This is a genomic window from Pseudomonas sp. S34, from assembly GCF_009866745.1.
GTDB lineage: Bacteria > Pseudomonadota > Gammaproteobacteria > Pseudomonadales > Pseudomonadaceae > Aquipseudomonas > Aquipseudomonas jessenii.
On record NZ_CP019398.1, the window covers coordinates 2,205,957 to 2,220,396 of the forward strand.

The 14,440-nt window shown below is 56.3% G+C and carries 13 protein-coding genes and 1 pseudogene; 6 read left to right on the forward strand and 8 right to left on the reverse strand.

The annotated features are described in order from the left end of the window. Positions 1-38: 38 nt before the first annotated feature. Complete coding sequence (locus PspS34_RS09855) at positions 39-1,496, reverse strand: efflux transporter outer membrane subunit (RefSeq protein WP_159389639.1); 1,458 nt, start codon at positions 1,494-1,496, stop codon at positions 39-41. A 216-nt stretch (positions 1,497-1,712) separates the two neighbouring features. On the opposite strand from PspS34_RS09855, the gene PspS34_RS09860 reads away from it, so the two are divergent. Further along, positions 1,713-2,822 carry an efflux RND transporter periplasmic adaptor subunit gene (locus PspS34_RS09860; RefSeq protein ID WP_090454524.1) on the forward strand — a complete coding sequence of 370 codons (1,110 nt, stop codon included), beginning with the start codon at positions 1,713-1,715 and terminating at the stop codon, positions 2,820-2,822. Further along, a complete protein-coding gene (locus PspS34_RS09865; RefSeq protein WP_090454526.1) occupies positions 2,819-5,950 on the forward strand; it encodes an efflux RND transporter permease subunit in 3,132 nt (1,043 codons plus the stop codon). Before PspS34_RS09860 ends, PspS34_RS09865 begins: the two co-directional genes overlap by 4 nt. Before the next feature lie 155 nt (positions 5,951-6,105). Here PspS34_RS09865 and PspS34_RS09870 read toward each other — a convergent pair whose 3' ends face one another. The 4 genes from PspS34_RS09870 to PspS34_RS09890 form a co-directional block, all read right to left on the reverse strand. Continuing rightward, complete coding sequence (locus PspS34_RS09870; RefSeq protein WP_159389640.1) at positions 6,106-7,290, reverse strand: MFS transporter; 1,185 nt, start codon at positions 7,288-7,290, stop codon at positions 6,106-6,108. A gap of 193 nt (positions 7,291-7,483) precedes the next feature. Then, entirely contained in the window at positions 7,484-8,026 is a 543-nt protein-coding gene (locus PspS34_RS09880) for a histidine phosphatase family protein (protein WP_159390385.1), read from the reverse strand. Between the two features lie 170 nt (positions 8,027-8,196). After that, complete coding sequence (locus PspS34_RS09885; RefSeq protein WP_159389642.1) at positions 8,197-9,264, reverse strand: SDR family oxidoreductase; 1,068 nt, start codon at positions 9,262-9,264, stop codon at positions 8,197-8,199. 3 nt (positions 9,265-9,267) lie between these two features. Next, on the reverse strand, positions 9,268-9,687 hold the full coding sequence (locus PspS34_RS09890; RefSeq protein WP_159389643.1) for a nuclear transport factor 2 family protein: 420 nt from the start codon (positions 9,685-9,687) through the stop codon (positions 9,268-9,270). A 116-nt stretch (positions 9,688-9,803) separates the two neighbouring features. Between PspS34_RS09890 and PspS34_RS09895 the strand changes: the two genes are divergently transcribed. After that, positions 9,804-10,706 (forward strand): LysR family transcriptional regulator, encoded by a 903-nt coding sequence (locus PspS34_RS09895; RefSeq protein ID WP_159389644.1) that lies wholly within the window; start codon positions 9,804-9,806, stop codon positions 10,704-10,706. A gap of 58 nt (positions 10,707-10,764) precedes the next feature. Next, on the forward strand, positions 10,765-11,307 hold the full coding sequence (locus PspS34_RS09900) for a DinB family protein (RefSeq protein WP_159389645.1): 543 nt from the start codon (positions 10,765-10,767) through the stop codon (positions 11,305-11,307). Positions 11,308-11,646: 339 nt separating this feature from the next. Here PspS34_RS09900 and PspS34_RS09905 read toward each other — a convergent pair. Further along, positions 11,647-11,787 (reverse strand): annotated as a pseudogene (locus tag PspS34_RS09905) (LysE family translocator); the annotation flags it as partial. A 62-nt stretch (positions 11,788-11,849) separates the two neighbouring features. Here PspS34_RS09905 and PspS34_RS09910 point away from each other — a divergent pair. Next, positions 11,850-12,125 (forward strand): ASCH domain-containing protein, encoded by a 276-nt coding sequence (locus PspS34_RS09910; RefSeq protein ID WP_159389646.1) that lies wholly within the window; start codon positions 11,850-11,852, stop codon positions 12,123-12,125. A gap of 13 nt (positions 12,126-12,138) precedes the next feature. Beyond that, positions 12,139-12,432: a hypothetical protein gene (locus tag PspS34_RS09915; protein ID WP_090454537.1), complete on the forward strand. Its 294-nt coding sequence runs from the start codon at positions 12,139-12,141 to the stop codon at positions 12,430-12,432. A gap of 280 nt (positions 12,433-12,712) precedes the next feature. On the opposite strand, the gene PspS34_RS28250 is transcribed toward PspS34_RS09915, so the two are convergent. Further along, a complete protein-coding gene (locus tag PspS34_RS28250) occupies positions 12,713-12,838 on the reverse strand; it encodes a helix-turn-helix domain-containing protein (protein ID WP_169721036.1) in 126 nt (41 codons plus the stop codon). A gap of 888 nt (positions 12,839-13,726) precedes the next feature. Further along, complete coding sequence (locus tag PspS34_RS09920) at positions 13,727-14,182, reverse strand: hypothetical protein (protein WP_159389647.1); 456 nt, start codon at positions 14,180-14,182, stop codon at positions 13,727-13,729. Positions 14,183-14,440: the final 258 nt, after the last annotated feature.

Sequence of the window (14,440 nt, forward strand, 5' to 3'; positions counted from 1 at the left end):
ACCTTCAAGCACACATCTCGGGCCTTTCCCCTCAAGCTTCATCGACTCGTCACCGTGACATCCCGAGGTTGCCAGCCACCACCGAGTGACTTGAATACCGCTACCGCCGCTCGTGCCGACTCCGTTCGCGCTTGCGCCCGAGCATCGGAAGCCTGCAGCATCGTCTCGTCAGCGTGCAGGACATCAATCAGGCTGGCCGTGCCTTTCTCATAGGCAATGAACGACGATTGGCGAGCCTGAGTAAGAGACGCCTCTCCCCCGGTGAGTGTGGTTGCTTGAGCCTCCCGATTCACCAGTGAGGAGAGCGCGTTCTCGACATCCTCGGTGGCGCGCAACACAGACTGACGGTAAGCCGCCAGGGTTTCGGCTTCCTGTCCCTTGGCCTGGTCGATTTGGGCGTTTATGCGACCGAAGTCGAAGAGCCTCCAGCGCAGTCCCAGCAGGCCCGCCGATTGGCTGGCGCCGCCGGTAAAAAGATTGCCGGCGGACACCGCCGTGGCACTGCCCAGCAATGCGCTAAGGGAGAACTTCGGGTAGTACTCGGCAATCGCCTCCCCGATGCGTGCGTTTGAGGCCGCAAGACGGCGCTCGGCCATAATCAGATCAGGCCTGCGGCGCAGCAAATCGGCCGGCGTTCCCATCGCTTTTAACGGCGGTGCTACAGGAATGCTCGCTGCCATTGCAAGTTGTGTGCGGTGAGTGCCTGGCGGGGTGCCGAGCATGACATCCAGTGCATTCATCGCAGCATCCAGACCGGTTTGCAGGACCGGCACTGTCGCTTGAACCTGTGATAGCTCACCCTCGGTCTGGCGAACCTGATAGTTGGCGGCGAGTCCCTTGCTGTAGAGCAATTGGACTTTCTCTAGCAACGCCTGCTGCGTTTTGACTTGCCTGTTGGCAATGTCCAGCCGTGTCTGCAATCCGCGAATAGTGATGTAGACATCGGCGGTCTGCGCGGCGATGGCCAGTCGTGTGGCCGCGACGCCCGCCTGGGACGCCTGGTACTCGGCCAGAGCAGCCTCGCGTCCGCGTCGCAGGCCACCAAAGACATCTGCCTCCCAGCTGGCATCGAGGTTGACCTCGTAGGAATTTCCGTACCGATCATAGCCAGGTGTCGAATTCAACACCTGGCCGAGTGGCGTCTCGATTGACTGGTACGAGCGCGCAGCCTGGCTGCTGATATTCCCCGAAGGCAGTAACGCGGCATTTGCAGCACCCAGTCCGGCCTGCGCCTGTGTGACTCGCGCCGACGCCTGCGCCAGGTCAAGATTCTGCTCTAGTGCCTTGGAAATGAACCCGGTCAGCACTGGATCACCAAAGCCTTCCCACCAAGCGACAAGGCTGGCCGGCATCGTTCCAGGCCGCTGTTCGACAGCAGCTTGACCCAAGTAACGATCCGAAAGCGGAGCGTCTGGACGATGGTAATCCGGACCGACTGCGCAACCGGCCATTAAGCCGGCGCTGACCAAAAGTGCAATTGGACGGAGGGGAGGCATTGAGATTCCTTCAATAGAGGATATTTGTGACCATATTACGTAATAGTCACGACCTGTCAATTGACGTTCTTTGAAGCGATTACCTTTTTCTCCGTGTTCATGGTGATTCATAAGCTTTGGTTGAAAACCAAAATGATTGACAGAATGTGACCATTGACACAAATCGTCACTAGATCGAGAATATGACGCTCGTCCTATTTTTAAGTAAGGGAACCTATGCGCCGGCTTCTACCTTTCCCCATTGCCGCTTGCTTGTTGCCTCTCGTCCTGACGGCATGTGGTGATTCATCCACCGCTGAAGATCCGCGCACGAATGCCCCTTTGGTGAGGTCCGCTGCTGTTCAGGCTTCGTCCGACGTCTCGCGTTCCTTCACTGGTGTAGTGGCTGCCCGCGTTCAGGGCGACCTTGGCTTTCGGGTGTCAGGAAAGGTGCTTGAGCGTCTGGTTGACACCGGTCAGACCGTTAAACGTGGTCAGCCGCTCATGCGCCTCGACCCAATCGACCTGGGGTTGCAGGCGCGAGCACAGCAAGAGTCGGTCATAGCCGCTCGGGCCCGAGCCAAGCAGACAGCAGATGACGAGGCGCGATACCGCAATCTGGTTGCCGCAGGCGCTATTTCTGCATCGGCCTATGACCAGATCAAAGCCGCAGCCGATACGGCAAAAGCACAGCTCAGCGCTGCAGACGCGCAGGCTGATGTAGCCCGCAATGCTTCTGGTTATGCGGTGCTGTTTGCGGATTCCGACGGCGTGGTGGTGGAGACGCTCGCCGAGCCCGGACAAGTTGTCAGCCCGGGACAGCCCGTGGTTCGACTGGCGCGGGCAGGGCAACGCGAAGCGATCGTGCACCTGCCCGAGACGTTGCGCCCCGCAGCAGGATCCACCGCGCAGGCGACGCTTTATGGCAATACCACGGGTGCAGTTACAGCGAAGCTGAGGCTGCTGTCTGACTCGGCCGACCGTATGACGCGCACCTTTGAGGCGCGGTATGTGCTTGAGGGCGCGCTGGCCAATGCACCGATAGGTTCGACGGTCACGCTTCGGATCGCTGAAAGCGCCGCACAGGGAAATTCGATGCAGGTGCCGATTGCTGCCGTTTATGACCCGGGTAAAGGCACTGGCGTGTGGGTCATCGTCGGCGCACCTGCGAAGGTGGCTTGGCGACCTGTTCAAGTCTTGGGCTTGAGCGACGACTCAGCGCGAGTCGCAGGCGATCTCAAGGTCGGCGAGCAGATCGTGGCGTTAGGTGCGCATCTGTTGCGCGAGGGTGAAGAGGTGAGACTGCCTCAACAGGATGACGCCAAAGTTGCCGGGGGTCGTCCATGAGCGAGGGCCGCTTCAATCTTTCCGCGATCGCCGTTCGTGAGCGTTCCATCACGGTGTTTCTGATCTTCCTGATTGCCGTTGCGGGCATCTTGTCGTTCTTTCAACTGGGGCGCGCGGAAGATCCTCCGTTTACGGTCAAGCAGTTGACGGTCATTACCGCGTGGCCGGGCGCCACGGCGCAGGAGATGCAGGATCAGGTAGCAGAGCCACTTGAAAAACGCCTGCAAGAACTGAAATGGTACGACCGCACGGAGACCTACACCCGTCCTGGGCTGGCTTTCACGATGGTGTCACTGCTCGATAGCACGCCGCCCTCGCAAGTGCAGGAGGAGTTCTATCAAGCGCGTAAAAAGCTCGACGATGAGGCCCGGAAGCTGCCGGCGGGTGTCATCGGCCCAATGGTCAACGACGAGTTTTCGGACGTGACATTTGCGCTTTTCGCCCTGAAAGCCAAAGGCGAGCCGCAGCGACTGTTGGTGCGGGATGCAGAGTCGTTGCGCCAACAACTGTTGCATGTGCCGGGCGTGAAGAAGGTCAACATCATTGGGGAGCAGCCCGAACGTATCTTTGTTTCCTTTTCCCATGATCGGTTGGCCACCTTGGGCATCTCTCCTCAGGACATCTTTGCCGCGCTGAATAACCAAAACGTGCTCACGCCCGCCGGTTCCATCGAGACCAATGGGCCTCAGGTCTTCCTGCGGCTAGATGGTGCCTTCGATAAGGTGCAGAAGATTCGTGACACACCCATTGCGGTCCAGGGGCGCACGCTAAAACTCTCTGACGTGGCGACGATCGAACGTGGTTATGAAGATCCAGCAACCTTTCTCGTGCGTAACAACGGTGAAGAGGCCTTGTTGCTGGGGATCGTGATGCGTGAGGGCTGGAACGGTCTTGACCTTGGCAAGGCGTTGGACGCGGAGACAGTCAAAATAAATGAAGGCATGCCGCTGGGTATGACGCTCTCCAAAGTCACCGATCAATCTGTAAATATCGATTCGGCCGTCGGCGAGTTTATGGTCAAGTTCTTCGTCGCGCTGCTTGTGGTAATGCTTGTCTGCTTTCTCAGCATGGGCTGGCGTGTCGGTGTTGTGGTCGCTGCGGCTGTGCCGTTGACGTTGGCCGTGGTGTTTGTGGTGATGGCGGCCACCGGAAAGAACTTTGACCGTATTACCCTTGGCTCGTTGATTCTGGCGCTTGGACTGCTGGTGGACGACGCCATCATTGCTATCGAAATGATGGTGGTGAAAATGGAAGAGGGCTACGACCGCATCAAAGCTTCCGCGTACGCCTGGAGTCATACGGCCGCGCCGATGCTCTCCGGTACGCTGGTGACCGCTATCGGCTTTATGCCCAACGGCTTCGCGCAATCGACCGCCGGCGAATACACCAGCAACATGTTCTGGATCGTGGGCATTGCCCTGATCGCCTCCTGGGTGGTTGCAGTCGCTTTTACCCCGTACCTGGGGGTGAAGATGTTGCCGAACATCAAGAAGGTAGAGGGGGGGCACGCGGCCATCTACAGCACCCCTAACTACAACCGCTTCCGCCGGATTTTGACGCGGGTCATCGCTCGCAAATGGCTGGTCGCCGGCACTGTCATCGCTTCGTTTGTCGTGGCGATCCTCGGCATGAGCCTGGTCAAGAAGCAGTTCTTCCCTACCTCGGACCGTCCCGAGGTATTGATTGAAGTGCAAATGCCTTATGGGACCTCCATTGAGCAGACCAGCGCCACCACTGCCAAGATAGAGGCCTGGCTGCAAAAGCAGGGTGAGGCAAAAATCGTCACGGCCTATATCGGGCAAGGCGCGCCGCGTTTCTATCTGGCGATGGCGCCGGAACTCCCTGATCCGTCGTTCGCAAAGATTGTGGTGCTGACGGACAGTCAGGAGGAGCGTGAGGCCCTCAAGTTCCGTATCCGCGAGGCAGCTGCTGAGGGGCTTGCCCCAGAAGCGCGGGTCAGGGTGACTCAGCTTGTTTTTGGGCCGTACTCGCCATTCCCTGTTGCCTACCGGGTGATGGGGCCTGATCCGTCAACGTTGCGCGAGATTGCGGGCCAGGTACAGGACGTGTTGCAGTCGAGCCCGATGATGAGAACCGTCAACACCGATTGGGGACCGCTGACGCTGACGCTGCATTTCGCTCTGGATCAGGATCGCTTGGAGGCGGTGGGATTGACGTCAAACTCAGTCGCGCAGCAACTGCAGTTCCTGCTGGCCGGAGTGCCGATCACCGCGGTTCGTGAGGACATTCGTTCGGTGCAGGTGGTTGGTCGCGCAGCGGGTGATATCCGGCTCGATCCCGCCAAGATAGAAGGCTTTACGCTGGTGGGCGCGGCGGGTCAGCGGATTCCGTTGTCCCAGGTAGGAGAGGTCGATGTGCGTATGGAGGATCCGATCCTCCGACGTCGTGACCGCACGCCGACCATCACAGTGCGCGGTGACATTGCCGAAGGTTTGCAGCCACCGGACGTCTCGAGCGTGATCATGAAGGAGCTGCAACCAGTCATCGACAAGCTGCCTGGCGGATACCGGATTGAGCAGGCGGGTGCAATCGAGGAGTCGGGCAAGGCCGGTAAAGCGATGTTGCCGTTGTTCCCGATCATGATTGCCATGACGCTGCTGGTCATCATTCTGCAGGTCCGTTCGATCTCGGCGATGATCATGGTGTTCTTCACCTCGCCGCTGGGGTTGATTGGCGTAGTGCCGACACTGCTCATTTTCCAGCAGCCATTTGGGATTAACGCACTGGTCGGTTTAATCGCCCTTTCGGGCATTCTGATGCGCAATACGCTGATTCTGATTGGGCAAATCCATCACAACATTCAAGAAGGGCTGGACCCGTTTCACGCAGTGGTCGAAGCCACGGTACAACGTGCCCGCCCGGTACTACTGACTGCGATGGCGGCAATCCTGGCGTTCATTCCCCTGACACACTCCGTCTTCTGGGGGACGCTGGCCTACACCCTTATCGGAGGCACGTTCGTCGGCACCATCATGACGCTGGTGTTCCTGCCAGCGATGTACTCCATCTGGTTCAAGATTCGTCCTGTCAATACGGGTCAAACTGAAACAGCGAATAAGCAAGCAAGCCTAGTGGATAGGGCGGCATTTCCCAATGCACCCAGCTGACCAATCACTCACAGGGGTACATGACCAGTTTTTCGGACGATTGAGGGGAGCGTTCGGCAAACACGCCTTTCTGACGCCATCGCTAAGGATGCCCCGGGGCTCGGTCAGTTGTAGTGCCCCATGTGAGCCCTGGAGGCTAAGCCAGTCCCGCGGAACTAGCTTGTGCGTTCCTTAGTTGAATACCTGACGCGATGCTCGCTCAACATCAACGTCGCTATAGCAACCAGCACAGGTACAAAGGCAAGCGCACAGATAACGGTCCAACCGTATCGATTCAATATACCTCCCGATGCAAACGAGCCGAGCACCACGGCGCCAAAGACAATGAAATCATTGAGCGCCTGGACACTGTTTCTTTCGCTTGTTTTATGGCTCTGAAGGACGAGTGCAGAGGCGCCGACAAAACCGAAATTCCAACCAATCCCTAGAAGCACCAAACATAGATAAAAGTGGTAGGACTGCACACCGGCAAGCCCGACAGCAATAGACGCGCCGGTTAGCATCAACACAACGCGGTTTGCTCCAAAACGGCGGATCAGATTTCCAGTGAAAAAACTGGGTGCGTACATTGCAATTACGTGCCACTGCAATGCCAGGTTCGATGATTCCAGTGAAAGATCCTCATGCTTCATTGCCAGTGGGGCCGAAGTCATCAGGAAATTCATCAAGGTGTAAGTTATGACGCCACAGAGCATGGCGTTGATGAGTCGAGGCTGCCGAACAATCACCGCAAGTGGGCGACCTGGAGTACGAACAGCTGCCTCATGGCGTGGCAAATCGACACCTAGCAGCACCGCCGCCGAAACCACTGCCATTAATGCGGCTGCAACGTAAGTAGCGATAAACAGGTGGGACTCCCACAGGTCCATCGTATAGGTGACCGTCTGTGGACCAAGCACACCCGCCACTAGCCCGGCAGCCATGACGATTGAAAGCGCCCAGGGCTGCCTGTTTTCTGGAACGCATTCTGCGGCGGCGAAACGAAACGTCAGCACCACAGCGGCATAAGCGCCACCAAATAGCATCGCAGTACAGAAAATGAAGAAGGAAGACAAATAAATGCCAATCGCAGCCAGCACTCCCATCAGGATGCCGCACAACGCTCCCAGCATAAACACGAGACTGCGCCCATAGCGCTGCGCAATGGCACCGGCAGGTAGCGTGCAGCTCGCCATGCCCACGACAAAAATGGAGATAGGCAGCGTCGCCAATGCTTTATCCGGTGCAAGCATGTCTCCCACGATAGCGCCGGTTGCATAGACGATGACTGAGTTACCACCCGCCAATGCCTGGGCGGTTGCCAGTCGAAAAATGTTGCTGTTCCCAGATGTGGCTGACACGACTTCTCTCCCTTGAATGAATCGTCCCTTAATGCAGCTGCAGCGTGCCGATTATCAATGAACACTAACGACCGCGCTGCCCCTTACGATATCCAAGCGCCGGTACCGGCGCACGTCATCGACAAGGGCCTCCCGACAGCGGGTCTGCTAGCCCACGTCATGATGGCCAAGTTCGCCGACCATCTGCCGCCTATTACACACCGCCGTACTGATACACGGTCGCACTCCAATACTGGCTGCCGTTACCTTTTTGGCGAGCCCATCCGTCGGCTACCAGTTGATTGGCGATCATTCGATTCATAAAGCCATGACCGAGCAGCAGAACCGGTCCATCGCTGGCAAGGGACTGCAATCGTTTGGCTGCGGTGCTGGCGCGGATCCTCGCAGTGCCGGCGGATTCGACGTTGCGTGAGTAACCGCACAGCCATAAGACTCGAAGGATAAATGCCCAGTTAAACGGCGATAGCCGTGGCAGTTTCCAATGACCACAAGGCAGTTGTGCTTCGCAGAAAAGTGCGTCGACCAGTGCAGGCTTCAGGCCGAGCGCTTGGACGGAGGTCAGCGCACGAGGCGCGCTGCTTGAAACAATCACCGTGGCGGTTGCGGCGAGTTGCATACTGGCATGCGGGACCGGGTGGTGGGTAATTTCCGATCGGTCGTATTGCTCGATCCAGTCTTTCATCTCGAGCGCTGAGATCTTGTCGGTTGCGGCGAGTTTTGGCTGGCCGTGACGCATCAGGATGATTTCCCTGTTCACCATTTTACGTCCTTGTTCTGGTGTGTGGTAAATGACCAGCAAGTGCGGTTTCGGGAGCTCAAGGTACGCCTCGCGTACCCGCATAAAACCGCACAATGAGGCTCGAGATTATCGGCTTTGGGACTAGACGGTAATCCCGTCTGCGAAAGTCAGTTGTCGACCATGGCCGATGAGCTTTTTTTCTTCGAGGCGCGCGCACTGTGCTTTTCAAACCAGCCGTGATCGCGGTACCACGCCACGGTGTCAGTGATTGTCAGCTCTAGCGCCCGGAAACTCAGGCCAAGCTCCTGTTCACTCTTGCGGTGGTTGAAGCAGGTGCGGTACTCCTCTCGTATCAACAGGCGCAACGTGGCCATGCTCAACAGAATGGGCTTGCCGGTCAGGCGCGCATAGATCTCCTGCACAGTCGCCAAGGTGTATAGAAAGGGCAGCGGTAGTTGTCGAACGGGTGTCTTGACGCCAGCGATACGTCCTAGAACAGGGACCAGCTGACGCATCGTCATATGCCGGCCCGCCGCGAGATAGCGCTCACCTCGTCGGCCCTGTTTGGCGGCAGCAATCAGCGCCCCTGCCACATCACGGGCATCGACAACGGAGAAGGTGCCAGGGATCAGCCCGGGCAACTTGCCGTTCACGACATCGTTGACCAATTGTCCGGAGGAGGTCGGGCCAATGTCGGCAGGACCCCACATCCAACCGGGCAGGACCATGCAGGCATGCATCTCGGGATGTGCTTCCAGGAACGACAAGATGACACGGTCGGCGAGGATCTTGCTGCGGTAATAGTCATCCGCGTCGGCGTCGTCCCGCAGACATGTCTCATCGATGGACATACCAGGTGCGCCGTCGAGCACAGCAATGGAAGACGTATGGACGAACCGTCGTATACCGGCGCGGTAGGCCTGGTTAAGCAGGCGCCGCGTACCAGACACATTGATCTTTTCAAGTTCTTTCCAGTGGCTGCCGCCCTTGTAGTTATCGCGAAAGAACGCCGCGGTGTGAAACACCGTATCGCAGCCTTGCAGCGATGCTGCGAATCCGTCGACATTGGCCATGTCACCAACGACCAGCTCCACCCCCGGCAGATTGTTGAACTGCTGTTCACCTTTGGCTCTTGAGCGGACCAGGCCTTTGACCGTGTAGCCACGAGCGACCAATTCACGCACCAGGTTGTTGCCCAGCAAGCCGGTTGCTCCAGTAACAAATGCGCTACGCATGGCTCAACCCTCACCCTGTTCGGCTAACGGCATCAACACCGCACTGTCGAAGAAGGCCTCTTCACGGATGGCCAGCCCGTTTCTGAAGGTGAAGTGTGCGGCGTAGTGCACGGTAATATGGCGTCCATGGGGTGGAATCACCCGGCCTGGCAGCACCAAGGGTGCGGCGAAGGTGCCGGTCAGTAAGGCAGTCAGCGCCAAAAGATCGTCAGCGACCATGAATGGGGTGAAGGTCACTTGGGCATCAGGGAACGCTTCGAACAGCGCAGTCTCTCGTTTGCGCATGGATTCGCGACCGGTTTGAATCCCCATACCATCGAGGTAGATGAAGTCTTCGCAAACCAACGCAAGCATCGCCTCCACATCACGGCGATTGAAGGCTCTTGAGGCGCGCTCCGCATAGTCGTTGGGGCCAGTAGTCATACAATCCATTCCATTCGTTTCGAGGGCCTGTAGATATACCTTTGAGGCCTCTGCCGAAAAACAGCGACTACTGCATAATGGATTTGCACATATGCAGACCAGGGAGGACAGGACGCATGGCGTTGCAAGCAAATTGGGACGATCTTCGTCTGCTGTTGGCAGTCTCGCGGCGTGGCAGCTTCCTTCAAGCTGGCCAGTTGCTGGGTATCGCGGCGTCTACCGTGTCCCGCCGCCTGACCCAACTTGAGGTCGCACTGGGCGAGCCACTCGTCGAGCGCGGCGTTGAAGGATGTTGGTTGACCTCGCGGGGCCAATCCCTCGTGGAAGTTGCCCTGGCTGCGGAAGCTGGCTTGAGGCGTCAAACCGCTGCTGGCATATCCGAGCTGCACACAGAGCTATCTGGCAGTGTCCTGGTCAGTGCAGGAGAGGGGTTCTCGTCTTGTGTGCTGGAGGCCGCGAGTCGCTTCACTTCTCTGCACCCGCGTTGCTCGGTGGAGCTGATGGTAACAGCCGACTTTCACAAGATCGTCCGCGGCGTGGCAGACATTGCTGTGCGTACAGCTCATCTGGGTGAGCCGTCGCTGATTTATCGACCAATAGGCCGGCTCGCCTACGGTGTCTTCGCTGATGCAGGTTATCTGAAGCGGTTTCCGGGGGTGACCCCGGCCACTGCGGTCAATATTGCCTTGCTTCCCCCACTGGACATGTTGCCGCAAATGCGTGCGGCAAAGGCCGGTGGTCTGGACCGCGCGCAGATCAGCGTGAACTCGTTCGCCGTGCAGCTCGAATCGGTGAGGCGAGGTATGGGGGTGGCCGTACTGCCCCGTATATTGGCGAAGGATCTGATCGGGTTGTTCCCGGATCTCCACCTTCCAGATATGGAGGTCTATCTGGTGACCCGGCCTCAGGCATTAAAACAGGCCCACATCAAATGTTTTTTTGCCATCCTGGAGCAGGTGTTGCTCGAAGCCCTATCCATAGAAAATGTCGACGGTTACCTCTTAGGGGGCGACCCGTGAGTATCGGAGGAATAGCGATCTCTACTGCGTACCAAATACCCACTCAAAGGATGAGCACATGAGCCGTACCGGCCATATCTGCCTGATGGCGACCTATAACAAATGGATGAACGAAAAGATCTTTGGAGCGGCCAGGTGCTTGTCCGATGATGAGCTCTCAGCTGATAGAAAAGCGTTCTTCAGGTCGATTCTCGGGACGCTAAACCACGTGGCAGCCGGAGACACTGTGTGGCTAAAGCGATTCGCCAAACATCCAGCGAACCACTCGGCATTGGAGCCGGTCAGGCGACTTTCTGATCCGAAAAACCTTGACCAAGCGTTGTTCTCTACTATTCGAGAACTCTCAGTATATCGAGAGCGGCTTGATCAGATAATCGTCGAATGGGCTAACTCTATTACAGAGTCCGATCTAGACCATACCCTCCATTACGCCAGCTTGAAGGGTGTAGTGTCCGACAAGGATTTTTACGGCCTGGTGATGCATTTCTTCAACCATCAGACCCATCACCGTGGCCAGGTTACTACGCTGCTTTCACAGGCTGGTGTCGACATAGGTGATACAGATTTAGTCGTCCTCATCCCATCCCGATCCAGCGTATGAAGAAAAGCTGGATACCAGTATTGAGAATTCACAGCCAAAGAGGGCAATTCGATTCGGATCGCACTGATTGCATCGCTGTTGCCCTGGCTTAATCCATGACGAACACCTTCGCACCGCTGGTGGTGAACGAGCGCTCTCCCACGGCGTCGTTGCCCACCTGATAGCTTATCCCGGAGGAGGGCAAGGTGAACTTGCGACGATCCTCCAGTGCGTGGCTTTCGCAAACCCGCGCGGATCTTTTTCTAGCGCGCCCGATGCGCTAACCGCAAACAGCCCGGTTTAGCGTCGCCCTTCGACGGCCATGCGCATGGCCAAGCCCGCGAGAACTGTCCCCATCAGTCAGCACTGCACGATCTGCCACACGGGCCTGCTTGCGAGGAATGTCGAAATGGAGCCAGCCATGACGGCAATCAGGGCGTTGACGTTCACGCTAATGACGATCTGTGTAAAGCCAAGCACGATGGATTGCGCTAGCACGCTGCTGTCCATTTTCGCGAGCCTTTCCGAAGGTCCACTTTTAATCGTTAATCAACTATCCACACTTGGCTACGCGGACACTGGCCCTCAAGGGCGAATACTTCGACGTGATCAAGGCGGGCACCAAGCCTGAAGAATTTCGCCTGCTAACGCCGTATTGGCGTAAGCGCTTGGAAGGCCGAAGCTATGAACGCATCGAGCTGACCAAGGGCTACCCAGCGCGTGGTGATCAAACCCGGCGATTGTCTCTTCCATGGCGCGGATATCGCGTGACTACTATCACTCACCCGCACTTTGGCTCTGAGCCTGTCCTGGTGTTCGCGATCAACGTAAACCTGTAGGAATTTATCCTCTATGGACACTCTGAATTCTGAGGACTTGTTGCGGGATTTCTCGCGATTGCCTGCCTTGGTCGACGGAGTTCGTTACGTCATCGCCGAGCGTGCCCATGGGGCTGCTGAACATCTGAATATCTACGGTGCGCACCCCGTGTATGTGGCGAAGAACGATTCTTGGCGTTTCCCCAATGGGGATTGTCGCCGCCGTGACGATCGGGACCTGTGGATTTTATCTGATGAATTCCCAGCTGCTGTTGATAGAGCGTGGGACCGCAATCGACTCAGAACCACCGGAATATTCCAAGCCTGAAGTTCGAGGAATAGCTCATTGCTCACTGTCGTGACGGCATGCTGGCCTCATCAGTAACCACATGAGGCCGTAGGCTATGAGCGCAGCAGTTGAGTTTTCAATCATGATTGACGGTGAGCAGATCCAGGGTTGGGTAGTTAAGGATGGGAAGTCATACAGTGCGTATGCGGAATTTCGCGGTGGCCTAATAGATGTTCGTGGTTCCACCAAGGCTAGCGCTGAAAGCAACTGGCGCGAAGAAGCGAACCACAAGGCAAACCAATAGGATATGTCGCCCAGGTTAACGAAAGCCCCGCCAGTCGGGGCCAAAGTTCAACAGACGGACGATCTCGCTCTGGCTCATGTCGTGCAGTTGGCCGATCTGGATCGTGACGCGCTCTTCAACGCTGAGTTCGTGATAATACATGGCAACACCCTACCGAAGCGGTCAGGTGTTGCACTCAGTTTTTGCCGCCGCTCGGGTCGTCCTTTGTCTCGCCGATAGACTCAACGCCAACAAAGCCCCTGGGGTATTGCGGAGCTTAGGTTCGATGTTTAAAGGCTTTCACGATGAAGCAGCACTGAGATCGTATGCTTTACAGCGGGGGATGGCGATGCCGTCCTGATGCTCCACGGGTTCCCCCAGCCGCTAGCGATCTAGAAGCAATCGCACCAGTGTTGACGCCGATGCCGAATTGCCCCACGTGCCGACGCAAGACTGACCCATCTTCAAATCCGCACAAATCCAGCACAGGTATTGGTTCGCGAGGAATCAGGCTGGGTCAGTGACATCTCGGTAACTGGGTCAATTCTGCGTCGGCGCCAACAATTGGGTTCTAAAAAGTCGCAAAAGACGCTGAATTTCGTAGCTGATTTGTAGCTCAAGGCCTTGATTATAAAGGCCTTTGGCGATTCCTATACGGTATCCCAGGCTTTGACACCGGGCTAGCATCGGCCTGCCAGGATGAGTGATTCGATCCCGCTTTGCCGCTTCAGCGCTTCGAGGTAGGATTAGCCCTTCAATTGGGAGGATAGAGATGTCTCTTTGGCGGTTTTTTGTGATTTGTCTTGTGGTGTTCACTGCGGGGCTAGCTGTGTACAAGGTGGTGAGCAGCATCGTCATTTAGGCTGAGCTCATCAACTACTGTAGGAATATACAACGCTAAGTTATTGATTCTTATAGGGTGATGTAGTGGTTTTGCACCTCTGTAAAATCACCTGCTTTTCCTTTTGAATCAATTGCTTGCGTTGGTTTCGGGGTCACCTTGACATGGTGGTTGTCAAAGTGACTGTGAACTAGAACATACCCAATTGTTTATGAAGTAACCAGGGTAGGTGTCACATAAATCCAAGCAGCATATGTGAAGAAACACATACCGATGCAAAAACATATAAATCCGATTAGGCCAGAAGCCCATATACCGATATCCCACCAATCTGATGTATCTGGTGATTGCTCGCCAGTGTCAATCTGTCGACTATTGAGATTGCCGAAGCTGACGTCTTGCCCCAGCATGAGCAATAGTGTGAATCCGATCATTATCATTCCTGCGGTAAGACTCACCCACGCACCACGGACTGGAAAGATAGTTTCAGATGGCAGCGCTACGCCTGCTGAGAAGAACCCGGCACAAACCGCAAGTGCGCCACCGCTTACCAGGAAAAACATCTTCACGATTTCCTGAGCGCGCTCCTTGACTCGTTCCTGGGCGGCGTTGTGTTCATCGATCAATAGGTTGTGGTCACCGATTTCATTTCCGGGTTTTGACACTTTTTATTCCTATATGGGGCGCGAAGAAATGTGTGATTTTAGCGATTTGAATTCAGATACTAAACCAGGTCCAACAGCTTTTTACACCTCTCATCCATACTGCTCAGGCGAGCGCAGTGAGGTGCGCAAAACCTCCTCTGGAGGCCGCATGTTTACGTTTGCATAAGCACAAAAAATCGGATGTTTTGCCACGCTAAAAAATGTGATGTTATCCTTATAAAACAATTAGTTATGTAGCTATAGTCCCCAATATGGGTT

Coding starts and splice junctions, on each gene's coding strand:
- PspS34_RS09915 (WP_090454537.1), top strand. CDS start 12,139: ATGGACACTCTGAATTCTGAGGACTTGTTGCGGGATTTCTCGCGATTG.
- PspS34_RS09855 (WP_159389639.1), bottom strand. CDS start 1,496: ATGCCTCCCCTCCGTCCAATTGCACTTTTGGTCAGCGCCGGCTTAATG.
- PspS34_RS09865 (WP_090454526.1), top strand. CDS start 2,819: ATGAGCGAGGGCCGCTTCAATCTTTCCGCGATCGCCGTTCGTGAGCGT.
- PspS34_RS09900 (WP_159389645.1), top strand. CDS start 10,765: ATGAGCCGTACCGGCCATATCTGCCTGATGGCGACCTATAACAAATGG.
- PspS34_RS28250 (WP_169721036.1), bottom strand. CDS start 12,838: ATGTATTATCACGAACTCAGCGTTGAAGAGCGCGTCACGATCCAGATC.
- PspS34_RS09860 (WP_090454524.1), top strand. CDS start 1,713: ATGCGCCGGCTTCTACCTTTCCCCATTGCCGCTTGCTTGTTGCCTCTC.
- PspS34_RS09885 (WP_159389642.1), bottom strand. CDS start 9,264: ATGCGTAGCGCATTTGTTACTGGAGCAACCGGCTTGCTGGGCAACAAC.
- PspS34_RS09895 (WP_159389644.1), top strand. CDS start 9,804: ATGGCGTTGCAAGCAAATTGGGACGATCTTCGTCTGCTGTTGGCAGTC.
- PspS34_RS09890 (WP_159389643.1), bottom strand. CDS start 9,687: ATGACTACTGGCCCCAACGACTATGCGGAGCGCGCCTCAAGAGCCTTC.
- PspS34_RS09880 (WP_159390385.1), bottom strand. CDS start 8,026: ATGCGTCACGGCCAGCCAAAACTCGCCGCAACCGACAAGATCTCAGCG.